General features: G+C 58.3%; 22 protein-coding genes. 6 read left to right on the forward strand and 16 right to left on the reverse strand.

Annotation, left to right across the window (positions count from 1 at the left end; translation table 11 throughout):
* Nucleotides 1-39 precede the first annotated feature (39 nt).
* The gene (locus ACR0LY_RS04160; RefSeq protein WP_170348549.1) at nt 40-1,356 is read right to left on the reverse strand and encodes an aspartate aminotransferase family protein; all 1,317 of its coding nucleotides are present in this window, start codon (nt 1,354-1,356) and stop codon (nt 40-42) included.
* Entirely contained in the window at nt 1,353-2,132 is a 780-nt protein-coding gene (locus ACR0LY_RS04165; protein WP_170348548.1) for a beta-keto acid cleavage family enzyme, read from the reverse strand. Before ACR0LY_RS04165 ends, ACR0LY_RS04160 begins: the two co-directional genes overlap by 4 nt.
* Nucleotides 2,133-2,221: 89 nt before the next feature.
* On the opposite strand from ACR0LY_RS04165, the gene ACR0LY_RS04170 reads away from it, so the two are divergent.
* Complete coding sequence (locus tag ACR0LY_RS04170) at nt 2,222-3,121, forward strand: MurR/RpiR family transcriptional regulator (protein ID WP_170348547.1); 900 nt, start codon at nt 2,222-2,224, stop codon at nt 3,119-3,121.
* Between the two features lie 43 nt (nt 3,122-3,164).
* On the opposite strand, the gene ACR0LY_RS04175 is transcribed toward ACR0LY_RS04170, so the two are convergent.
* The 5 genes from ACR0LY_RS04175 to ACR0LY_RS04195 form a co-directional block, all read right to left on the reverse strand.
* Nucleotides 3,165-3,956, reverse strand: coding sequence for an FAD binding domain-containing protein (locus tag ACR0LY_RS04175; protein ID WP_170348546.1), 792 nt, complete (start codon nt 3,954-3,956; stop codon nt 3,165-3,167).
* A 94-nt stretch (nt 3,957-4,050) separates the two neighbouring features.
* On the reverse strand, nt 4,051-6,411 hold the full coding sequence (locus ACR0LY_RS04180; protein ID WP_170348545.1) for a xanthine dehydrogenase family protein molybdopterin-binding subunit: 2,361 nt from the start codon (nt 6,409-6,411) through the stop codon (nt 4,051-4,053).
* Nucleotides 6,412-6,490: 79 nt separating this feature from the next.
* The gene (locus ACR0LY_RS04185) at nt 6,491-6,976 is read right to left on the reverse strand and encodes a (2Fe-2S)-binding protein (protein WP_170348544.1); all 486 of its coding nucleotides are present in this window, start codon (nt 6,974-6,976) and stop codon (nt 6,491-6,493) included.
* Between the two features lie 137 nt (nt 6,977-7,113).
* Complete coding sequence (locus ACR0LY_RS04190) at nt 7,114-8,112, reverse strand: molybdopterin-binding protein (RefSeq protein ID WP_170348543.1); 999 nt, start codon at nt 8,110-8,112, stop codon at nt 7,114-7,116.
* A complete protein-coding gene (locus ACR0LY_RS04195) occupies nt 8,109-9,077 on the reverse strand; it encodes an XdhC family protein (protein WP_170348542.1) in 969 nt (322 codons plus the stop codon). The genes ACR0LY_RS04190 and ACR0LY_RS04195 overlap by 4 nt, the downstream gene beginning before the upstream one ends.
* 234 nt (nt 9,078-9,311) lie before the next feature.
* Between ACR0LY_RS04195 and ACR0LY_RS04200 the strand changes: the two genes are divergently transcribed.
* Nucleotides 9,312-9,812, forward strand: coding sequence for a hypothetical protein (locus ACR0LY_RS04200; protein ID WP_170348541.1), 501 nt, complete (start codon nt 9,312-9,314; stop codon nt 9,810-9,812).
* A 3-nt stretch (nt 9,813-9,815) separates the two neighbouring features.
* Here ACR0LY_RS04200 and ACR0LY_RS04205 read toward each other — a convergent pair whose 3' ends face one another.
* Both ACR0LY_RS04205 and ACR0LY_RS04210 read right to left on the reverse strand, forming a co-directional pair.
* The gene (locus ACR0LY_RS04205) at nt 9,816-11,072 is read right to left on the reverse strand and encodes a vWA domain-containing protein (RefSeq protein ID WP_170348540.1); all 1,257 of its coding nucleotides are present in this window, start codon (nt 11,070-11,072) and stop codon (nt 9,816-9,818) included.
* Nucleotides 11,072-11,980, reverse strand: coding sequence for an AAA family ATPase (locus tag ACR0LY_RS04210; protein WP_170348539.1), 909 nt, complete (start codon nt 11,978-11,980; stop codon nt 11,072-11,074). Before ACR0LY_RS04210 ends, ACR0LY_RS04205 begins: the two co-directional genes overlap by 1 nt.
* A gap of 134 nt (nt 11,981-12,114) precedes the next feature.
* Here ACR0LY_RS04210 and pyrC point away from each other — a divergent pair, with 134 nt between their 5' ends.
* Entirely contained in the window at nt 12,115-13,152 is a 1,038-nt protein-coding gene (gene pyrC, locus ACR0LY_RS04215) for a dihydroorotase (protein ID WP_170348538.1), read from the forward strand.
* Here pyrC and ACR0LY_RS04220 read toward each other — a convergent pair.
* Together ACR0LY_RS04220 and ACR0LY_RS04225 are read right to left on the reverse strand one after the other, a co-directional pair.
* Nucleotides 13,149-14,444: an MmgE/PrpD family protein gene (locus tag ACR0LY_RS04220; protein ID WP_170348537.1), complete on the reverse strand. Its 1,296-nt coding sequence runs from the start codon at nt 14,442-14,444 to the stop codon at nt 13,149-13,151. The genes pyrC and ACR0LY_RS04220 overlap by 4 nt on opposite strands.
* 37 nt (nt 14,445-14,481) lie before the next feature.
* Nucleotides 14,482-14,928, reverse strand: a complete 447-nt coding sequence (locus ACR0LY_RS04225) for a type II toxin-antitoxin system RatA family toxin (RefSeq protein ID WP_170348536.1) — start codon at nt 14,926-14,928, stop codon at nt 14,482-14,484.
* Between the two features lie 72 nt (nt 14,929-15,000).
* On the opposite strand from ACR0LY_RS04225, the gene hpt reads away from it, so the two are divergent.
* Nucleotides 15,001-15,543 (forward strand): hypoxanthine phosphoribosyltransferase, encoded by a 543-nt coding sequence (gene hpt / locus ACR0LY_RS04230; RefSeq protein WP_170348535.1) that lies wholly within the window; start codon nt 15,001-15,003, stop codon nt 15,541-15,543.
* On the opposite strand, the gene ACR0LY_RS04235 is transcribed toward hpt, so the two are convergent.
* Both ACR0LY_RS04235 and lipA read right to left on the reverse strand, forming a co-directional pair.
* On the reverse strand, nt 15,530-16,687 hold the full coding sequence (locus ACR0LY_RS04235) for an amidohydrolase (RefSeq protein WP_170348534.1): 1,158 nt from the start codon (nt 16,685-16,687) through the stop codon (nt 15,530-15,532). The genes hpt and ACR0LY_RS04235 overlap by 14 nt on opposite strands.
* Entirely contained in the window at nt 16,684-17,634 is a 951-nt protein-coding gene (gene lipA / locus ACR0LY_RS04240) for a lipoyl synthase (RefSeq protein ID WP_170348533.1), read from the reverse strand. The genes ACR0LY_RS04235 and lipA overlap by 4 nt, the downstream gene beginning before the upstream one ends.
* Before the next feature lie 264 nt (nt 17,635-17,898).
* Here lipA and ACR0LY_RS04245 point away from each other — a divergent pair, with 264 nt between their 5' ends.
* Complete coding sequence (locus ACR0LY_RS04245; protein WP_170348532.1) at nt 17,899-18,447, forward strand: peroxiredoxin; 549 nt, start codon at nt 17,899-17,901, stop codon at nt 18,445-18,447.
* Nucleotides 18,448-18,497: 50 nt separating this feature from the next.
* Here the strand turns inward: ACR0LY_RS04245 and ACR0LY_RS04250 are convergent, their stop codons facing one another.
* Both ACR0LY_RS04250 and ACR0LY_RS04255 read right to left on the reverse strand, forming a co-directional pair.
* On the reverse strand, nt 18,498-19,421 hold the full coding sequence (locus ACR0LY_RS04250) for a hydrogen peroxide-inducible genes activator (RefSeq protein WP_170348531.1): 924 nt from the start codon (nt 19,419-19,421) through the stop codon (nt 18,498-18,500).
* Between the two features lie 52 nt (nt 19,422-19,473).
* A complete protein-coding gene (locus tag ACR0LY_RS04255; RefSeq protein WP_170348530.1) occupies nt 19,474-20,595 on the reverse strand; it encodes a DUF6456 domain-containing protein in 1,122 nt (373 codons plus the stop codon).
* A 241-nt stretch (nt 20,596-20,836) separates the two neighbouring features.
* Between ACR0LY_RS04255 and ACR0LY_RS04260 the strand changes: the two genes are divergently transcribed.
* On the forward strand, nt 20,837-21,136 hold the full coding sequence (locus ACR0LY_RS04260) for a DUF6477 family protein (protein ID WP_170348529.1): 300 nt from the start codon (nt 20,837-20,839) through the stop codon (nt 21,134-21,136).
* On the opposite strand, the gene ACR0LY_RS04265 is transcribed toward ACR0LY_RS04260, so the two are convergent.
* Nucleotides 21,137-22,681, reverse strand: a complete 1,545-nt coding sequence (locus tag ACR0LY_RS04265; protein ID WP_170348528.1) for a trimethylamine methyltransferase family protein — start codon at nt 22,679-22,681, stop codon at nt 21,137-21,139.
* Nucleotides 22,682-22,871 lie beyond the last annotated feature (190 nt).

Raw genomic sequence — 22,871 nt, forward strand, 5'->3', positions numbered from 1 at the left:
AGGGGGCTTTTTTCATTTCAAGCGCGCTGTCCCATACCGCTAGATCACGGACGCAATAGCCTTGCTCAGCTTGCTGACCATCTCATCAATCTGCGCGTCTTCGATGATGAAGGGCGGTGCCAACAGGATGTGATCCCCCAGTTGCCCATCGCGTGTGCCAGACATGGGATAGCAGATCAGGCCTTCGGCCAGCGCGGCCTTTTTGATCTTGCCAGCCACCCCAAGCGCGGGGTCAAGCGGTGCCTTGGTGTCACGATCCGCCACCAGTTCAATGCCCCGGAACATTCCCCGACCCCGAATATCTCCGACATTCGGATGCTGGCCCAAAGCAGCCTCAAGTTTGGATTGGACCCTTTGACCCATGACCGCCACCCGAGCAGGCAGATCGCGTTGTGTCATTTCGCGGACAACTGCCAGGGCTGCCGCTGTCGCGACCGGATGGCCGATATAGGTGTGGCCGTGCTGAAAAAAACCAGACCCATTGCGGATCGCATCAAAAATCTGTGCGGTACACATCATCGCACCGATGGGTTGGTATCCAGCGCCCAACCCTTTGGCGATGCATAGAATATCCGGGGCAACCCCATCGTGATCACAGGCAAACAGATGCCCGGTCCGACCCATGCCGCACATCACCTCATCCAGGATCAACAACACACCATACTGGTCGCAGATTTCGCGGATGCGTTTGAAATACCCTTCAACCGCTGGCACCGCGCCCAAGGTTGCGCCAACAACCGGCTCGGCCATGAACGCCATCACGGTATCAGGACCCAGCCGCAGGATCTCGGCTTCAAGCTCATTGGCCACGCGCTGACCGTAGTCAAAGCTGCTCTCGCCGTCGGGTTTCTCCGCGTATTCATAGCAGGGCGCGATATGAGTCATCTCGATCAGCATCGGTGCGAACTGCGCCCGCCGCCACGCGTTGCCTCCGGCTGACAAAGCCCCCAGAGTGTTCCCGTGATAGCTCTGCCGCCTGGCAATTACATGTCGCCGCTCAGGCTGGCCAATTTCCAAATAGTACTGCCGCGCCAGCTTGATCGCAGCCTCGGTCGCCTCGGATCCACCCGACACGAAATACACCCGGTCCAAGTCACCCGGAGCATGCTCGACCAGCAAATCCGCCAACGTTTCGGCCGGTTCCGAGGTCATGAACCCGGTATGCGCAAAGGCGATCTGCTCGACCTGTTCCTGCACTGCCCCGATGACGGATGGGTTGGAATGCCCCAGACACGACACCGCAGCATCACCACAATCCAGATAGCGGCGGCCCTGCGCATCAATCAGGTAACACCCGTCCCCACCAGCCGCGATCGGCAGCTCTGATTTTGTATGGCGTGGAAATACGTGACTCATTTGACTGCCCTTTCCAGCTTGTCAACAAGCGCCGACACCGACGCGGCATTGTCTTGCCACAGGGTCCCGCTCTCATCCGTCAGGCTGTTTTCAAACCCGACGCGAACGTCCCCGCCCTGCCCAGCAGCGTATGCCAGACAGGCATGTTCATGCGCGCCAAAGGCACACACCATCCATGGCGACGACCCTTTGGGAAATCTGTCCAGGTCCTGCGGGGTAGATTGCTGGCCGGCCGTATAGCGCCCCAGAACAAAAATACACTCCGCCTGATTTTCACGCACAATTCCGGCCTTTTGCCATTGCGCCAGCAAATCGGCATCGTCAGCATCGTACAGAATATGCTGCACCCGCGTCCCCTGCGCGGCACACAGGCCGTAAACCCGATCGGCCAATTCAGGCGAGCGCGCAATCTCCCGTATGGAAATCGACGCCCAATCCGGGCACACCTGCTCCAGACACGCAAACTGGGCGACCACATCGAACACGCCTGCGGCCTCGGTCGTGATTTGCAGGTCCAGCCCGGGTACACTCTGACGCAGCGCGGCCATCGTTTCCCGGTATTGACCAGCGTCCAGAGAATGCTGCCCCTCCGCATCCCTGATATGCAGATGCAATCCGTTCGCGCCCGCCGCAAAACAGGCGCGTGCGGTCTGGATAATCTGATCAGTGGATACCGGCAATTCCGGGTGATCCGACGCCCCACGCCGCGCACCATTTGGGGCGACAAGAACATAGGGCCGACCAACAATTTGGATTTTTGATTGCGAGTCCGACATGCACATTCCTCGGCTAATACTTGCCCTATCTAATCTGCCAAAAATTGTTTTTTACTTGCTAATTGCATAACATTTGTTTTTTTACAGCTATGAACAGCACACCAACCCAGATTATCGACCATCTGCGTCAAGAGATTGAACAGATGCCAGCTGCCCTGCAAGCTGCTGCCAAATACATCATCGACTACCCCGGAGACTTCGGTCTTGATCCGATTCGTACCACAGCCACCCGGATCGGCGTCAGCTCGAATGTTCTGGTTCGATTGGCGCAACGCATGGGTTTCGATGGTTTCGAGGCCTTCCGCACCCCATTCCGCGATGCTCTGGTCACCGACAGGGAAAGCGATTTGGGACAAGATTGGTTGAGCGCCCTGCAGTCCGAGGATACCTTTGGCTCCTACCAAGCCAAACTGGCACAGAACGAACAGAACGTCGTCACACGGTCGCTGCGCCTCATGAAACCCGATAAAGTGCGCGAGGCCATCCAGTACATGACCAGGTCTCGCCGGTGTTTCGTGACGGCCACGCGTGCCAGCTATGCGCTGGCATATTATTTTTCCTATACAGGACGCATGGCGCATCCGGGCATTCAACTGGTGCCGCGCCATGTGGGATCCGCAACTGACGACCTATTGGATGCGGACCAACAGGATTGCCTGATCGCCATCACTGTTCATCCCTACTCGGCAGATACAATCCAATCGATGCGAATTGCGAAGCAACAGGGGCTGCGCCTGATCCTAATCTCGGACAGCGACGTGATTGCACCAGGTGTCGAGCCTGATGTTGCCTTCACCGTCAGCACCCGCGCCTTGCACCCGTTTTCCTGTTTCACAGGCGCAATGGCCGTTCTGGAATGCCTGCTGGGTCACCTGTTTGACGTCGGAGGTGACGCGGCCCACCGACGGCTGGAAGCCTATCAAAAAGCCCGCGAAGACACCGGCGCGTATTGGCAGCCCTCAAAACCTCCAAGACTACGCCGTACGTAAAAAGCCCCGACTTGCGGCCGGGGCTTCAAGGGTTTTCTACCATTCACATACAGGCTTCGACGGCCCGTTTTGTCATGACACCAACAAGATGCGCGCGGTATTCTTTGCTACCATGCAGATCACCGATCATGTTTGCCGGATTGATACGTAGATCCATCAGAGCATCGGCCCTGAACTCTTTGTTCAAAGCTTCCTCCGCTTCGGACCAACGGAAGACACCGTCTTCACTGGCGCCGGTCACAGCAACGCGCACCCCATCCGCAAAACGTGCAAGGTAGACACCTACCAGTGCAAACCGCGACGCAGGCTGCAGGAACTTCTGGTAGCTCGCCGCCTGTGGCACCGGGAACCGGACTGTGGTGATGATCTCACCTTCATCCAGTGCGGTCGAGAACATCCCTTCAAAGAAATCATCCGCCGCAATCTGGCGCGTATTGGTGATAATTGTCGCGCCCGACCCCAAAACGCCCGCCGGATAGCAAGCTGCTGGATCGTTATTGGCAACCGAACCGCCAATGGTGCCGCGATTGCGCACCGCGGGGTCACCAATCTGACCAGCCAACGCCGCCAGTGCAGGATAGCTGCCCGCCGCCTCTGCCGCGACGGTTGCATGTGTTGTCGCTCCCCCAATCGACACCGAGCCGTCGTCGTCAACACATACACCCTTCATCTCGGCTATCCCGCTCAGCGAGACCAGAGCGGAAGGTGCCGCCAGCCGTTGTTTTAGCGTCGGAATCAGTGTTTGCCCGCCTCCTAGGGCTTGGGCATCCTCAACCGCCAGAGCAGCAACCGCATCCGCAATGGTCGAGGGTTTCTCAAACTCGAAATTGTACATTTCGTCTTCCTTTCCGAAAGGCGCGGAACCGCCCTTCATCTGGCTGTAATTTTTTCGGAGAGCGCGAGGGGTGGCCCCTCGCACCCCAAACCACTCAGCTGTTCATCGCCGCCCAAACGCGCGATGGGCTCATTGGCATGTCGATGTGATCCACCGCCTTGCCACCCGAGTTCAGCGCATCCAGCACCGCGTTCACCACTGCGGGCGGCGAACCGATCGCGCCAGCCTCACCACAGCCTTTGACACCCAGCGGGTTGTGCGTGCAGGGCGTTTGGCTGGAGTGGTCGACCGCATAGAACGGAACATCATCGGCACGCGGCATGGCGTAATCCATGTAGGAGGCGCTCAGCAGCTGGCCGTTCTCGTCATATGCGCAGTTCTCTAACAGCGCTTGGCCAATGCCCTGACCGATACCACCGTGCACCTGGCCATCCACAATCATCGGGTTGACGATGTTGCCGAAATCGTCCGCGGCAGTGAACTTTTCGATGCTGACCTGTCCAGTTTCCGGGTCTACCTCAACCTCACAGGCATAGGCCCCTGCGGGGAAGGTAAAGTTGGCCGGATCATAGAACGCGGTTTCCTCCAATCCCGGTTCGACCTCCAACGGGTAATTGTGCGGAACATAAGCCGTGAGGGTCACATCTCCCCAAGCAACCGATTTATCAGTTCCCGCGACACTAAACTGACCGTCCTTCAGCTCGATATCGGCCTCGGACGCCTCAAGCAGGTGCGCCGCGATCCGCTTGGCTTTATCGATTACTTTCTCGGTTGCTTTGACCATGGCCGAGCCGCAAACCGCCAACGAACGAGAACCATAAGTGCCCATGCCGAATGGAATCTTGGAGGTATCGCCATGCACGATCTCAACCATCGACTCGTCAATGCCGATCATGTCAGCCACAACCTGCGGAAAGGCGGTTTCATGCCCTTGCCCATGGCTGTGCGCTCCTACCATTACGCTGATCGAGCCGGTGGCGTTCACCCGCACCGTCGCCGCATCATAAAGACCCGCACGAGCGCCAAGCATGCCAACGATGTTCGAAGGCGCGATACCGCAGGCTTCAATATAGCAGTTGATGCCCAAACCTCGCAGCTTGCCCTTCGCCTCACTTTCTGCTCGTCGCGCAGCAAACCCTGCCAGATCAGCTGCGGATTCAAGCTTGTCCATCGTCCCGTTATAGTCCCCGGTGTCATAGGTCAGCGCCACCGGCGTGTCATAGGGGAACTGGGTGACAAAGTTCTGACGGCGCAGGGCAATCGGATCGACGCCCAACTCGCGCGCGGCCTTGTCCACGACACGCTCCAGTTGGAATGTCGCCTCGGGCCGCCCTGCTCCTCGGTACGCATCCACCGGCACCGTATTGGTGAACATCGCCTTCACGTTCACCTGAATAACCGGCGTCTTGTAATTGCCCGCCATCAGCGTGCCGTGCAGCCATGTTGGAACCGAGCTTGAGAACGTCGACAGATAAGCGCCCAGATTGGCAAAGGTGTTGGTGCGCAGACCGACAAAGTTGTTATCTGCATCAAGCGCCAGCTCGATGGTGCTGACGTGATCGCGGCCATGGGCGTCCGACATAAAAGCCTCGGACCGGCTGGACGACCATTTGACCGCACGGTTGCAGGCCTTGGCGGCGAAGGTGCAGAACGCCTCTTCGGCATAATGGAAAATCTTGGTGCCAAAGCCGCCGCCGACATCCGGGGCCACAACGCGCACCTTATGTTCGGGCAAGCCCAGAACAAATGCACACATCAGCAATCGGATCACATGCGGGTTTTGTGACGTTGTGTACAGCGTGTATTCATCCGTGCCGCGCTTATATTCGGCTACGGCCACGCGCGGCTCCATCGGGTTCGCCACCAGACGGTTGTTCACAAGATCCAACGTGGTCACATGCGCCGCATTGGCGAAAACCTCGTTTACCTTGGCATCATCTGCCTCACCCAACTGCCAGTCATAGCAGATGTTGTTCTTCAGATCGTCATGAACCAGCGTCGCGCCATCCTGCGCGGCGGCTTTCATATCCATGACGGCAGGCAATTCCTCGATGTCGACGTCAATCGCCTCGGCGGCATCACGTGCCTGTTCAAGACTGTCAGCGACAACCGCCGCAATCGGGTCGCCCACATGGCGTACCTTGCCTTGCGCCAGAATGGGGTGCGGCGGCTCTTGCATAGGCGCGCCATGCTTGTCGGTGACTTCCCAGCCGCAGGGCATTCCCCCCACACCTTCGAAATCTTTACCGGTGAATACCTTGACCACGCCGGGCATACCCTCGGCGGCCGAGGTGTCGACGCTTTTGATCCGTCCATGCGCGATGTCGGAACGCAAAAAATGTACATAGGCCTGGCCGGCCACGTTAATATCGTCGGTATAATTGCCGTCTCCGGTCAGAAAGCGCACGTCTTCGCGGCGCTTGGAACTGGCTCCGATGCCACTGTCTTTGGGCATTGCTTGTTCTCCTCCCATTAACGGATGCTTATGCACCCTTTGTCATCCCACGGGCGTCTCGCTTACGCCCGCAGCGGCATCATTCGGCAGCGATGCTGCTGACGTCCTGGCCTGACGCGGCCATGATCGCCTTGACGATGTTGTGGTATCCGGTGCACCGGCACAGGTTGCCTTCCAGATACTTGCGGATTTCAGCTTCGGTCGGGCGCGGATTGTCTTTCAGCAACGCAGCCGTACTCATCACCATGCCTGGCGTACAGAAACCGCATTGCAACCCGTGATGATCCTGAAAGGCCTGTTGGATAGTGTTGAGCGAACCATCGTCGTTGGCCTGCCCTTCAATCGTGCCGACATCTGCGCCGTCAGCTTCTAGCGCCAGCATGTTGCAGGATTTGACCGCCTCGCCATTCACATGGACCACACACGCGCCGCATTGTGCAGTGTCGCATCCTACATGCGTTCCGGTCAGTGACAGATGATCGCGCAGAAAACTGGACAGCAATGTCCGGCCCTCGACATCACCGCTCACGGGTTTTCCGTTCACGGTCATTGAGACCTGTGTCATTCGCTCCTCCCAAAATGAAACTCCCTGGCCCGAGTTAAACACGGGAATTTTTGTTTGAGAACAAAAATATTTAGCGATTTGTCCAGGAGGTCATTTGGTTAGCCTTCATAAGTATTACGTTGTCTCAGAAAGGCAAATTATCGCCGCGATGCCCGCGGTTGCGGCCGCGTCGGAATCTCTTTAAGCAACCCACCCACGCCCATTGCGGCAATGTCTGTTCCGGTCGTGTTGATTCCGCAGGCGACACGGGACAGCACCCAATCGGCCCCGTTCAACGCTGGTGACCGCGCGCATCCCGGCAACCCGATCACCGGTCGCGATCCTAGCGAGCCAAGAAATAGCAGATTGCCCGGATCGACCGGCATGCCGAACCGATCCACTTGCCCACCTGCAGCCCGCACCGCCTGAGGGGCGACATCAGCCACATCCGAGGTGGCCGACCCGGTTAGGATCATCGCTACCTGGCCTTGTATCTCAGAGACAGCTTGCGCAATCGCATCCGTCTGGTGCGGGACGATGCGGACATCGGTCATCTCCATCCCCAGTGCCTCGACCCGGCCCCGGATTGCGGCAATGCCTTTTTCATTCGAAGGCCCGCCGGGAATGTCGGTCACCACCAGCCCGGCTTTTTTGTAAACTGGTGTGGCAAGGCGGATGGCACCCTTTGCCACTTGTGAGGCTTCAAGAACATCCGCTTTTGGAACGGCATAGGATATGACTTTGATCGTCGCGACCATACCTCCTGCGCCCATCTGCTGATGTTGCGGCACGGTGGCAACTGTGATCATTGGGTTGACCTGATTGAACGCCTCAAGCGCTTCGACTTTTAGAACCACAACACCCGGCCCGTCCGCTAACAGATTCACGCGCCCGGTGAACGGTTGGGTCACCCTTAGCGCGGCAGCTTTCGGATCGGGCGCCAGGGCATCGGCCAGCATCCCAGCGGCCTTGTCCTCATGACAATCTCCGGGCTCCAGCCGGGCGACCGTGACGGCCTCATACCCAGCGGCGGCCAGTTGTTCCTGATGCTCGGGCGTCAGAACGATCCCTTTGCGCAGCTTGGCGTTCTGGATCTGAACGGAATGCGCAAGGATGGCTCCGGCAGCTTGATCGACGGGAACGGGGCCGAACTTCACGCTTTGCCTCGCAGCACGGCTGTCATTTGCGCCAAAATGGCCACGGCGATTTCCGAAGGCCCCGCAGCCCCGATATCCAACCCGATGGGGCCATGAATGCGGGCGATCTGTGCGTCGGTAAAGCCGGCCTCTTTCATCCGTGCCACCCGCTTGGCATGAGTTCGGGTCGATCCCAGGGCGCCGATATAGAACACGCCCGCCTGCAAAGCTGATTCCAAGGCTGGATCGTCCAGCTTTGGGTCATGGGTCAACAGCACCACGGCCGTGCGCGCGTCCAAGCCCAGTTTGGCCACCGCCTCATCCGGCCAATCGGTCAAAATCTTCTCACCCGGAAATCGTGCGTCCGAGGCAAAGGCGTCGCGAGGATCGATGATAGCCGGGTCATACCCGGCGATCCGCGCCATCGGCACCAACGCCTGCGCGATATGTACTGCGCCAACAATGATAAGCCGCAGCGGGGGATTATGGACCGCGACGAATGTTTGGCCATCTTCCTCAAACCCCGAACGGTCCATACGCAACCGGTCTGCATAAGCGTTGCGGCGCAGGGCTCGATGACCGGTTTCGATGTTCACTTCGTATGCCACGGGGTCACGCCCGGCACGCGCCTTAACCAGCTCACGCAGCATAGGTTCGGGCAGCACGCTGCCCACCGGCTCGACCAGAACCCGGATAGTACCACCACAGGCCAGACCCACGGCAAAGGCGTCCTCGTCGCTGACGCCGAATTCCAACAGGCGCGCTTCGCCTTCGTCGATCGCCTCCAGCGCCTCGACCACAACTGCGCCTTCGACACAACCGCCCGAGACCGAGCCTTCGATCCGTCCATCCGCACCTATGACCAGTTGCGCACCCACGCGGCGCGGGGCACTGCCCCAGGTCTCCACCACTGTGGCCAGGGCTGTGGGCTGCCCTTCACTGAACCAGCGCAAGGCCGTTTCCGGGCTGTTGTCGAATCTGTCCATTAACACTCTCCGCCAGCGTTCTGACCCAACATAGGCAGGTTTCGCCATATGAAAAGGAAACCCGGTCATCAACTCTGTGCGTGAGTTCAAAGTTCGGAACCTTCGGCGCAATTTAGCCCGGATACCCGCCATAACCGCAAGGGATTGATTGTCACGGAGCCTGACTCTAGCTTACACGCGCGACTAGTGCATTCTAGTATGCGCATATTTTATTTTCGCAAGGGAGACAGAGACTTGAAACGCATTTTTACACTCGGAACAGCAATTGCCCTGTTGGCGTCAACCGCAGTTAGCGCGGACACATTCCTGCGTTATGGCGAAGTTGAAGGGTGGAAGGTCTTCATCGACCAGGAAAAGAAATCCTGCCTGATCGAGGCCGTAGATAGCGCTGAAAACGTGGTGCAGATGGGGCTGACCGAAGATCGTGGCGTAGGCTATGTGGGCGTATTCACCAAAGCCAAGACCGACATCAAGCGTGGCGAAAAAGAAGCCGTGGCGATTCTGCTGGGCGACAACGTTTATGTCGGCGAAGCCACCGGCATGAAGGGTAACATTACCAAGGGCTATTCTGGCGGCTATGTTCTGTCAGATGATCCCCAATTCGCTGAGGATATCGCAAAACAAAAGGTCATGGTCGTGTTCCCGGAAAAGGAATTCGCCTTCACCGTTGATTTGACCGGCACCTACAAGGCCATGGAAATGGCGCGTAAGTGCAACGAAGAACAGCTGGGCTAAGGGTCAGCCGGAAAGCGCGGTCATCAGCCGCGCTTTCTCACCCATATCATCAGGCTTTGAGATTGCGGCGGCTAGGTCTTCCAGTGACGCAATTGAATGACCGGCGCGGAAACTGTCCACATGCGGCAGCATGGCCACCACGCCCTGCGCCTTGGGCATGAACCCATCCCAACGCAACAGAGGATTAAGCCAGATCAGGCGGCGAGACGACAGATGAAGCCGTTCCACCTCTCGACCCAAGGCGTCGGGGTCACCGCGATCCAGCCCGTCTGAGATCAGCAAAACCACCGCCCCCTGCCCCATAACCCTGCGCGACCAATCGCGGTTGAACGCGTGCAGGCATTCTCCGATCCGGGTTCCGCCCTCCCAGTCTTGCGCTTCGGCACCAGCCGCAGCAAGTGCTGCATCCACATCGCGTTGTTGCAAATGACGGGTGATGTTGGTCAGGCGTGTGCCAAAGGTAAAGGCATGCACCTTGGCCCATCCCGCCCCCTTGGTGTTCGAAACAGAGTGCAGGAAGTGCAAGATAAGCCGGCTGTATTGGCTCATCGATCCCGAAATATCACACAGCACCACAAGGTTGGGCCAACGCGGCTTGGGCTTTAGGCGGGCGATATCGCGCAGTTCTCCGCCTTGACGCATGGCCGCTCGTAAGGTCCGCGCACGGTCAATCCGGTGCCCCAGATGGCTGGCTTGCCCACGGCGAGATTCGATCGGCTTTACGGGCAAAGCCAATCGCGCCAGCATGCGTTTGGCCTGCGCGATCTCGGCAGTACTCATCTGTTCGAAATCCAGGCTGCGCAACAATTCCTCGGTCGACGCGGTTTTTGAGGCGTCGATCTCCAGCTCTGTTTCGCCCTCGCCCTCATCAACGTCTGGCGGGTCACGTTCGACTCCGTCCAACAACGCCTCAGCCGCACGCTTTTCGGCGGCGTCGGCCTTGCGTTCCTCTTGCACGCCACGGATCGCGGGCAACATCAAGGACATCATATGTTCAAGATACCGCGGGTCGCGCCAATACAGACGAAAGACCTGCGCGAACACCATGCGATGTTCGGGGCGGTTCACGAAACAAGCGTGCAAAGTCCAGTAGAAATCCTGTTTCTCTGTAAATCCTGCTGCCTGAACGGCACGTATGGCATCAACCACCCGACCTGTCCCGATGGGCAAACCGGCCTTGCGTAAGGCTCGCGCAAAATGAGTGATGTTTTGCGCCAGCTTTGGATCGTCGGGGATATCAAGCGGCAGTTGTTCGGCCATCAGGCCAATTCCAAATCAGCTTTCGCCTGATCCAAAATCCGCTTAGCCTCGGACCCCTGCAGCTTTTGAATGTCGTCTTGGTATTTCAGGATCGCGCCCAGCGTGTCGCCGATCACTTCGGGGCTTAGGTTGATCACGTCCAGCGCCAGCAAGCATTTGGCCCAGTCTACCGTCTCGGCCACGCCGGGTTTCTTGAACAAATCCTCGGTGCGCAGACGTTGGACAAAAGCAACGACCTCACGGCTGAGCGCCTCGGCCGCTTCGGGGGCTCTGGTGTGAAGGATTTCGATCTCACGGTCGAAATCGGGATAGTCGACCCAGTGATATAAGCAACGCCGTTTCAGCGCGTCATGCACTTCGCGCGTGCGGTTTGAGGTCACGATCACGATCGGTGGCTCGGGCGCTTTGACAGTACCCAGTTCGGGAATGGTGACCTGAAAATCGCTGAGCGCTTCAAGCAAAAAGGCCTCAAAGGGTTCGTCGGTTCGGTCCAGTTCGTCAATCAGCAGGACCGGCGCACCATTTTCGTCCGGGCGCATGGCCTGCAGCAATGGGCGCTCGACAAGGTACTCATCCGAGAACAACTCAGACTGCAAGGTCCCGCGATCTGCCCCGCCCGCCGCCTCGGCCGTGCGGATTGCCACCATCTGTGCCGGGAAATTCCATTCGTACACAGCCGAGGACGCATCCAGCCCCTCATAACACTGCAGTCGGATCAGCCGCCGGTTCAGCCCGGCGGCCAGTGCCTTGGCAATCTCGGTTTTGCCAACTCCGGCTTCGCCCTCCAGAAACAAGGGGCGACCCAGTTTCAGCGAAAGGAACACAACCGTAGCCAACGCCCGCCCGCAGACATAGCCCTGCGCGCCCAGCATTTTTTGAACGGCGTCGATGGAATCCGGCTGTGTCATGTCAATCTTCTCCTTCGCCTCAACTGGTCATGGCTGTGTTCAAGCGTCAAGGCCATAACCTTTCCAGACATACGGTGATCTGAGTCGTTGACAAGGTCTTTTCCGGCGGCGGGCTCTGTGCTAGCCGGTGCGCCATGACCGATAGCATCACGATCCGCCGCCCCGACGACTGGCATCTGCACTTGCGCGACGGCGCTATGCTGCAGGCCGTCTTGCCCGAAACCGCGCGACATTTTGCCCGTGCCATCATCATGCCGAACTTGGTGCCGCCTGTCGTGCGCGGCGATCAGGCCGCCGCTTATCGCGACCGTATCCTGGCTGCCCTGCCCGATGGCATGAGCTTTGAGCCGCTGATGACGCTGTATCTGACCGAAGACACCGATGCCGACGATGTCGCCGCCGCGCATGCCAGCGGGTTGGTCAAAGCGGTCAAACTGTATCCGGCGGGCGCCACGACCAACTCAGCCTCGGGCGTGCAGGATTTCGACAATGTCCGCTCGGTGTTGGAAAAGATGGCCGAGATCGGACTGCCCTTGTGCGTCCATGGCGAGGTCACCGACCCTGAGGTCGACATCTTCGACCGTGAGGCCGTGTTCATCGACCGTATTCTGGATCCGATCCGCAAGGCGACACCCGGACTGCGCGTGGTGATGGAACACATCACCACCAAAGACGGTGTGGACTATGTGAAATCGAACAACGCTGATCTGGGCGCGACCATCACGGCGCACCACCTGATCATCAACCGCAACCACATTCTGGTCGGTGGGATCAAACCGCACTATTACTGCTTGCCTGTCGCCAAGCGAGAGGAACACCGACTGGCGCTGCTGGCCGCTGCAACCTCGGGCGATGCGCGGTATTTCCTGGGCACCGACAGCGCGCCGCATACGGATGCCAATAAGGAAATGGCCTGCGGTTGTGCCGGCTGTTTCACCGCGACAAACACAATGTCGCTGGTGGCCGAGATGTTCGAATCCCAAGGTGCGCTGGACAAGCTGGAAGGCTTCGTCTCGCTCAACGGGCCTGCGTTCTACCGCCTACCGGTGAACGAAGACACCATTACCCTGACCAAAGGCGCCCCCGTGGAATACCCGAACAAAATCGAGACCGAGGACGGCCCCGTGACGGTGTTTGAGCCGGGCTTCGCTTTGCACTGGCGCGTGGTTTAACCCGCCAGCATCCGTGCCAAATCGCGGGCGCGACCGCCGGTGCGCAGCATCGACCAGATCGCGTCCGCCTCTTCGCCACCGATCAGCTTGCCTGCCTTACCGCGCACGCGGTCTTCGCGATCAGACAGGGTCATCGGTGCCATCAGATCATGCGTTACCTCAAGCTGCGCACCGTCACGGCGCAGCAGGGTCAGATGCGCCTGCGTTTCCGTCAGGGTCTCATCCGCCTCAACCGCGATCCTGTCGCGTAAAGATATCAGTCGCGGGTCAGCACAGACCTTTTCCGAATAGCTGCCCGGCAAGGCCGTATCATGGCCAAGCGCCTGCATGGCGATCACGGTGCGATATGAAAACTTCGCCCCCAGCCCGGTCGTCGGAGACATCTGGTTACAAACGCTCATCCAGCGCGGGTGGGTCTTGATCTTGATCTCGGCCACTTCGGGTTCGGCGATATCCAGATCACGCGCGGCCTCAAGCGCGGCGTGTAGGCCGTGGCAACAGGCATGGAACTTATGGCTGACTGTTTCGAACAGCCATTCATCGCCCAACCCATCTAAAGCGGTTTGCGCATCCGCCTGGCCGCTATGGGTCGCACCAAACCCATACTGACCTTCCAAAGCGTTCATGTTCGGCGTGAAGCCTTTAGCGATCAGCAACGCTGCCTCGACCCCGGCCGAGGCCGCAAGCCCTGCATTATAGGGCTTTCCCATTGTTCCGAATTGCGTCTTGAGGCCAGCCGCGCGGGTGGCCGTCAACCCAAGCGTTTTTTGCATCTGATCCGCGTCGAAGCCAAGGATGCGCCCTGCCGCAACGGCCGCACCGAACGCGCCTGCCGTAGCGGTTTGGTGAAACCCCGCCTGATAGTGATCCCTTCCAAGCCACAGCCCTACACGGATCGAAACCTCCATCCCCACCAGCGCGGCTTCGAGGAAATCGACTAGGATGCGGTCATCCCATTCACTCAGCGCCAGCGCGGCGGGCAGAATCGCAACAGAAGGGTGACCGATATGGGCAAAGTGCGTGTCATCGTAATCCAACGCATGCGACACGGTGCCATTGACCAATGCCGCCCCACGCAACGGCGCCGCCTCACCGCCAAAAAGATGCGCCTGCGCGGCGCCCTCTTCGCCTAACACAAGGTCACGCACCGTTTTAGAGACACGCTCATAAACCCCGGCCCGACCTACAGCAATCCAGTCTAATACAGACAAAGACGTGACGACTCGCGTTTGCATTGTCGTCTCGACGGGTCCGGCAGCAAACCCTGCAAGTGATGTGGAAAAATCGCTCATGGGCGCAGTCTAGCGTGCGCCGTATGCGGGTAAAGACCTAGCCGTACAAATCCGCAGCACGGGTTTCGAACGCCTGCACGATCCGGTGCATGGCCTCGTTGAACACAACACCGATGATACCTTGCAGGATGGCGTTCTTGAATTCAAAATCCACATGGAAGGACACGTTGCAGCCCCCCTGAGGCGCGTCTGCGAACTGCCAATCGGATTTCATGTATTTGAACGGGCCGTCCAGATATTCCGTGTCGATCTTCATCTGATCAGGAAACAGCGTCACCCGGCTGCCAAACCTTTCACGGAAAACTTTGAACGAGATGATCAGGTCCGCCTCCATCACCTGCGCCTCACCCGCGGCATAGGTCCGGCGAATACGGGCCGCGGCACACCAGGGTAGAAATTCGGGATACTTCGCCACGTCCGCGATCAGGTCGTACATCTGCTGCGCCGTATACGGCAGGTGGCGGGTTTCCGAATGAGTAGGCATGGCGTCCAGTATTAACAGGTGACAATGGCGCGTGATTTCGTATGTTGCGCGCCAAAGATCAAGGGGGCAGCGATGAGCGACCGTGCATATGTGATAGATGAGATGATCTCGGCGAAGGCCATCGCCGCCCGGATCGAGGAGTTGTGTCGCGAAATCAGCACTGAATACAAAGACACCGACAAGCTGGTCGTGGTCGGCCTGTTGCGCGGTAGTTTCGTCTTTATTGCCGACCTAGTGCGCGAGCTGGACCTGCCGATCGAGGTGGATTTCCTTGAAGCTTCATCCTATGGCGATTCAATGGAAAGCAGCCGGGAAGTTCGCATTCTCAAGGACTTGCGCGGCGCTATCGAAGGGCGCGACGTTCTGGTCGTCGAGGATATCGTCGATACCGGTCACACACTGAACCACGTCACCCATTTGCTGCAAAGCCGTAAACCCGCGCGACTGAGATCTATCGCTCTGCTAGACAAACCCAGCCGGCGCGAGGTCGATTTCCGATCCGACTGGATCGGGTTCGAGATTCCGGATGAATTTGTTGTGGGTTATGGAATCGACTACGCGCAGCGCAATCGTAACCTGCCGTTCATCGGCAAGGTTCGCTTCACAGAGGATTGATCGGGCCCAGTACCTGTTGAATGGCGGCTACGAAAATCCCGGTACCGACCGGGATCAGCGCATCCGGGAAATCGTAGTCTGGGTTGTGCAGTTGTGGGTGGCCCACTCCTGAGCCCAGCCAGAACATAGCAGCTTTGGCGTCTTTGCCGAACTGCCCAAAATCTTCAGAGAACTTCTGCGGGTAAGCCGTCACTTCACAAGGTACATCCGCTTCAGAGCAAGATCGGCTTAGGATATCGACGGCGTCAGACGCGTTCACGCAGGCTTCGAAGACGTCTTCATAGGTGATCTCGTATCTAAGCCCTTGATCCAACGCCGCTTGCGCAACCAGCGCCTCGGCCTCTTCGATCAGACTTTGCATCCGCGCATCAGCGACGGTGCGCAATGTCACCCACAGCTCGGCCCGGCCCGGCGCCACGCCAAAGGTCGGTTCACCAAGATTGACATGCGTCACGGTCGTCAGCGCGAAATTGGCGTCCAGCGAACCGCCATTTCCCAGCCGTGCCATTTGCGGCATCAACGCGGCCAATGCCCCCGCGGGTGAGATCCCATCCTGCGGCGCCGCCGCGTGCGAGGTCTTACCCTTCAAAACAACCTTCATCCCGCGCGACGCACAGTTTGCCGGACCCTCACACAGCTGTACGTCCCCCAACGTCAGCCCTGGTAGATTGTGCAGGGAAAACAGGTAATCCGGCGCGATCTCCGAGAACTTAGGGTCGGCCCGGTAGGCGATAGCCCCTCGCCCGGTTTCCTCGGCAGGTTGGAAGATTAATACTACCCGTCCCTGCAGAGGACGGTTTTGATTTAAGTGATCTGCTACACCAAGAACCATCACCATATGGCCGTCATGCCCACACAGATGCCCCTTGCCCGAAATGCGTGAAGCATAGGCTGCTTCGGACTGCTCTTGAATGGGCAAACCATCAAGCTCGCATCGAATGGCAACTGTCGGTCCGGCCTGCCCGCTGTCGAACACACCCGCCACGCCGTGCCCACCGATTCCAGTCAAAACCTGATCTGCGCCACGGGCACGCAATTCGTCCGCGATCCGAGCGGCCGTCAACTCTTCCTGGCCCGAAAGTTCCGGGGATTGGTGCAGTTCGTGACGCAGGCGGGTAAGCTGCGCGCGTGTGTCAGGTGTCACCCTTGCTCCAACTTCTTCTGGCGTGCATCGCGCAGGCGGGCAAAATCGTCGCCCGCGTGGTAGGACGACCGAGTCAGAGGCGTTGCCGACACCATTAGGAAGCCCTTGCCAAAGGCTGCTTTCTCATAAGATGCGAACTCTTCCGGCGTGACAAAGCGGTCGACGCCATGGTGTTTCGGCGTGGGCTGCAGGTATTGGCCGATGGTCAGAAAATCGATGTCAGCGGCGCGCATGTCATCCATCACTTGCCGGACCTGCTGTTCGTCTTCCCCCAGACCGACCATGATGCCCGATTTAGTGAAAATCGAAGGGTCCATTTCTTTGACCCGCTGCAACAGGCGCAGCGAATGGAAATAGCGCGCACCGGGGCGCACTTCGGGATACAGCCCCGGGACGGTTTCAAGGTTGTGGTTGAACACGTCCGGCTTGGCTTCGACTACAACTTCCAGAACCGAGGGGTCACACTTCAGAAAATCTGGCGTAAGAATCTCGATCGTTGTCTTAGGCGAACGGTGCCGTACGGCGCGAATGGTCTGCGCGAAATGCTCCGCCCCACCGTCGGCCAGGTCATCGCGGTCCACAGACGTTATGACCACATGGTTCAGCCCCAGTTTCTGCACGGCGTGTGCCACGCGTCCGGGCTCAAACGCGTCCAGATCATCTGGGCGGCCGGTGGCAATGTTGCAGAATGTACAGCCGCGGGTACAGATCTCGCCCATGATCATCATGGTGGCGTGGCCCTGGCTCCAGCATTCGCCCACATTCGGACACCCGGCCTCTTCGCAGACCGTAACCAGATTGTTCTCGCGCATGATTTTGTGAGTTTCGGCATAGCCCTTACCACCGGGTGCCTTTACGCGAATCCACTTCGGCTTTTTCGGTTGCGCATTGTCCTGACGATGCGCCTTTTCGGGATGACGTTGTTCGGGGATCTTCAGATCACGCACGGTTTGCTTTCCTGACTTTGGGTCATTTTGCTTCGACATAATATAAACTGCAGCGGTTAGCTACGCCACCCATGCATAGCTGCCATAACAGCGCACTATGCAAATGCAGAAGATCACCCAGCAAATCCCGACAAAGTTTTATTGAAAACAGCACGCTTTGAGGACTTCACAAGAATTCGCGTTCGCAGCAACAATCACGTTGAAGCTAATTTAGAACTGTTTTAAATCTTCAGCAGTTCACAGATGAATCACAGGAAATTGAGCATGAAATCCGGTACTAAACTGCCTGACGTAACCTTTCACACCCGCGTCCGTGACGAGGCTGTCGAAGGCCCCAACCCGTTCCGTTGGGAAGACAAGACCACTGCAGATTACTTTGCCGGTAAACGGGTGATCCTGTTCTCGTTGCCCGGCGCATTCACCCCTACCTGTTCGACCTACCAACTGCCCGGTTTTGAAAACGGTTATGCCGAATTCAAGGAAAAAGGCATCGACGACATCTATTGCATGTCAGTGAATGACAGCTTTGTCATGAACAAATGGGCACAGGACCAAGGTCTGGAAAACGTCAAGGTCATTCCAGACGGATCTGGAGAGTTCACTCGCAAGATGGGCATGCTGGTCGACAAGGACAATCTGGGTTTTGGCATGCGCTCGTGGCGCTATGCCGCCATCGTCAATGACGGTGTGGTTGAGGCATGGTTCGAAGAGCCCGGCCTGATGGATAACTGCCCTGAAGACCCCTATGGCGTGTCGTCCCCGGACAACCTTAAAAAACACCTGAACGAAGCCAAAGAACCCGCACTGGCCTAAGCTTCGCGCTAAATCAAAGCAAAGGCCCGCCCATGGCGGGTCTTTTCATTTCAGGCGCGTGTTGCGGTGACGATGCCTTCTCCGACTTGGCGGATGACCTGAGCCAGACCGTCGAACCAATCCTCGCCCACAGTCGATGCACGCCGGACCAGACCAACCGTCCGCGCCGGTTGCGGCGTGCCAAAGCGCAGCAGTTTCAATCCGGGAACAGCGTCAGATTCCGCGCGCGCGGCCAGTTCGGGCATGAGAGTCAGACCAAACCCCTCAGCCACCAATCGTGACAACGTCGCAAGCGATGACGCACCCATATTGATCAGGCCGCTGCTTCGATCCCGACCGCAGACCTCAAGCGCCTGATCGGTCAGACAGTGACCGTCATCAAGCAACATCAGTTGCGCGGTCTGCAGGTCCAGCGGCCGTAATGCTTCGGGATTGGGGACCATGCCCTTCAAGCGCGCTGAACTGCCAGCCAACAGGAAGCGATCCTGAAACAGAGGCAGCTCAAACAACTCACTCCCACCGGCGGGCAAAGCCATGACGCCGGCGTCGATTTCCCCGGCGCGCAGCATGGTCAGCAAACGCTCTGTTCTGGCTTCGCGCACCTGCACGCGCAACGACACATCGGACGATCGCAACCCAGCCAGCACACCCGGCAGTAAATACGGCGCGATCGTTGGGATGATCCCGATCGCCAACGACCTGTGCCCCCCAGAGCGATCCTTGGCAAACTGATCTAACCTGTCCGCCGCTCCAAGAACCTGACGCGCATGATCCAGCACGTCGCGCCCTAGCGGGGTCAGCAGAATATCACGCGCCTGACGTTCGAAAAGCGGACCGCCCAAACTGTCCTCTAACGCCTTGATCTGCACGGACAAGGCGGGCTGAGACACGTGGCACACCTGGGCGGCCCGACCGAAATTGCGCTGTTCTGCGACTGCACTGAAGTATTTCAGCTGTCTAAGGGTAAAATTCATAACCTTTGATTATCACCCACCCACCCAAGTGCAACCAAAACATATCGCACCGTTATCCGATCATGCGATTGCGCTCGGACTGCCCTTCATAATGCCGCTTGAGCCGCTGCAACGCGATCCGCAACACGATCTTGCCCGAGCGCGCCGACCAGCCCATCCGCTTTTCCGCAAGCTCTAGCCCTTCGAGGTAGCAACAGCAGCGCAAAGCAACATCGCTGAGACCCGGACCCAGATCTGACAAAGCATGTTCAACCCGATCCCGTGCGTCCGACGCCCCGTGCCCAGCATGGGCTTCACTGTTGAAACCACCGCGCCCCCCTGCAGTCAGAAAATGGTCCCAATTCTGTGCGACCTGAGGACCAATCTGCGCCAGTTCGAAATCCTCACGCAGGCGTTCGCCCGCCGCCACAAGTGTTTCATCAAGAAAAGGCTTTCCGTCCCGATCTCGCCGACGTGCCAATGCGATCAGGGGGCTTTCCGCTGCACTATAACGAATCCGCCGAGGCCGGTCGGGTTTTGCAGTCACGCTCTGACAGGGCGCCATTTGCGCTTGGAACGGCGCTTGTGCATCTGCCATTCCAAATTCACTACGCTCACGCGCTTTGTTCTCGGCCTCGGCAATAAGGCGGCTCAGTGCCGAGCGGCCCGACGAAGAAATCCGATACCGCGAAATCCGTCCGGGATTGTCGCAGGAAATCCAGTCTTTCAGCGCCAGCGCCTGCGCAATCTTGCAATCCACAACCGCTGTTCGTGTGGCGCCGCTGTCTCCGGTGTCGCGGACCACCACGGCCTTGTCCATTTCCTCAGCCACCGCAAGCACTGACCCCGTTTCACACAAACGGCGCAAAATTCGCAGTGCCTCGCGGTAAAATTCTTCGTCCTTGGCGGCGGCGGTTTCCTCTTCGGTCACAGCCAAGGCCCCGAATTGGATCGGGCCCGTGCCATCGGCTGAATCCGAGAAATGCGTTTCCGCCAGAGATTGCAGCGCGGCATCCACCAAGGGATCGTCCCGTCGCATTTCGATGCGCCTGATTTGTCTGAGTATGGTCGAAGCATGGCACCCTGCGGATCGCGCAATATCGCGGATCGACTGTCCGGTCTCTGTGTGGGCAAGGTATCGTTGTGCCCCCTCAGGTACCCAGGCCGGGATGGTGAATGCCATGTTGTTTTCCATAGTTACTTGCCCTCGTCGACACAACAATCTGTTTTCAATCGCCCCCGATGAATTTGTTAACCAATTCTAACTAGAGTTGCTTTCGTTACTCGTTCGTTAACCCGCAGCGACAAGGACCAGATTTGATTCAAAAACATAAACACTCATGAAGTTAGAGTTCGGCGCGAACCCAATCAAGGCAACACCCGCTTGGGTTGTGTCACACATTCAGGGACATTCACTCACACAAGGGAACCCCGGAATGCAGGACCTGATGACCATGATTACCACGCTCCGCCGCCCTCGCCTGTTGGCACGGGCCGCGAAACACGGGGCGCAGGACTATGACCGGGATCGGCACCTGCAGCGCATCCTTGGCTATGGATCACTGCCCGGCACGGGCGCGGCACTGATGCGTCTGATGGAAATGGAGCGAGAGGTTAACACGCAGCGCGTAGATGAGGACGCAGCCTATTCGCTGGTCCGTCATTTGGACCTGCTGATCGCGTTGTTGGGCGAGGCGCAGCTGTTTCAGGCCAGCCGCGCCGCGCAATATCAGTGATCAGGTAAAGGCATCCGGCATGGATGCTTTTTTCTTGTCAATGTACTCGTTCAGAGCAGCATTGATTGCCGGGTCGAGTTGTGGCTGCTGGTAGTTGGCCAGCAGATGCTCGACCCGGGCAGAGGCCAGTTGACGCGTGTCACGCGCGCCTTCATCTTCCCAGGTTTCGAACGGTTTGTAGTCCAGCATTTCCGACTTCCAGAACGCGTCCTTGAAGTTCGCCTGCGTATGCGCACAACCCAGATAGTGGCCGCCCGGACCAACCTCGCGGATCGCATCCATCGCCTGCGCGTTCTCGTCGTAAGCCACGCCTTTGGCCAGACCGTGCAGCACGCCCAGCTGATCGGCATCCATGACGAACTTCTCGAAATCCGCAACCAGACCGCCTTCGAGCCAACCGCAGGAATGCAGCATGAAGTTCACGCCTGACATCAGGCCCATGTTCAGCGAGTTTGCTGTTTCGTAAGCAGCCTGCGCGTCGGGCAGTTTCGAGCCACAGAACGACCCGGCCGAGCGGAACGGCAGGTTCAGGCGACGCGCCAGCTGACCCGCACCATAGGTGACCATCGACGCCTCGGGCGTACCGAAGGTCGGCGCGCCCGAATTCATGTCAATCGATGACACGAAGGCCCCAAAGATCGCCGGGGCACCCGGACGGATGATCTGGCTATACGCGACACCGGCCAGAACTTCGGCCAGAACCTGCGTCAGCGTCCCTGCCACCGAAACCGGTGCCATCGCGCCACCCACGATAAAGGGAGAGATAATACAGGCCTGATTGTTAGCCGCGTAAACTTCAAGCGAACCCATCATCACGTCGTCGAAGGTCATCGGCGAGTTGATGTTGGTCAGCGAGGTCATCACTGTATTTTCCTGCACGAACTCTTTGCCGAACAGGATCTCGCACATCTCTACCGAATCCTGCGCCCGGCTGGGATCGGTGACCGAGCCCATGAACGGCTTGTCGGACAGGGTCATGTGCGCCATCAGCATGTCCAGGTGGCGTTTGTTCACCGGCACGTCGGTCGGTTCGCACACGGTTCCGCCCGAGTGGTGGAGCCACTTGGACATGTAGGCCAGTTTCACGAACTTGTTGAAATCGTCCATGGTCGCATAGCGACGGCCACCTTGCGCGTCGCGCACGAATGGAGGGCCGTAGACCGGCGCCAGCACCAGATTGCGCCCCCCGATGACAACCGATTTTTCGGGGTTGCGCGCGTGTTGTGTGAACTCGCTGGGGGCAGTTTTGATCAGCTCGCGCGCCAGACCGCGCGGGATGCGAACACGTTCCCCATCGACATCAGCCCCGGCATCTTTCCAGCGCTGCAACGCACCCGGATTGTCGACGAAATTGACGCCGACCTCAGCCAGAATGGTTTCCGCATTGGTTTCAATGATCTCCAACGCTTCTGCGTTGAGGACCTCGAAATTCGGAATGTTCCGTTCGATATATTTTGCAGTTTCGATTCGAACTGCGGTGCGCTCGGCCCTGCGGGCGGCACCACCACCGCCTCTGGCTCTGCGTCGGGTGTTTGCCTCTGCCATGAGATAATCCCGTTAGTCATGTTCACGTTGCAAATCGTGTTACCGGAACCGCAGATCACACCAGACGTGGATTACGGCGCTATAGGGGTAAAAGCGACATGATCGCCTATTCGATGTCGTTTGAACCCCTAATTCCTGACGCTCATGATAAAAGCATGGAACCGAAATCGCAAAATCCGTCTAACCGCTA

It is taken from the genome of Ruegeria sp. BC5 (assembly GCF_056539205.1).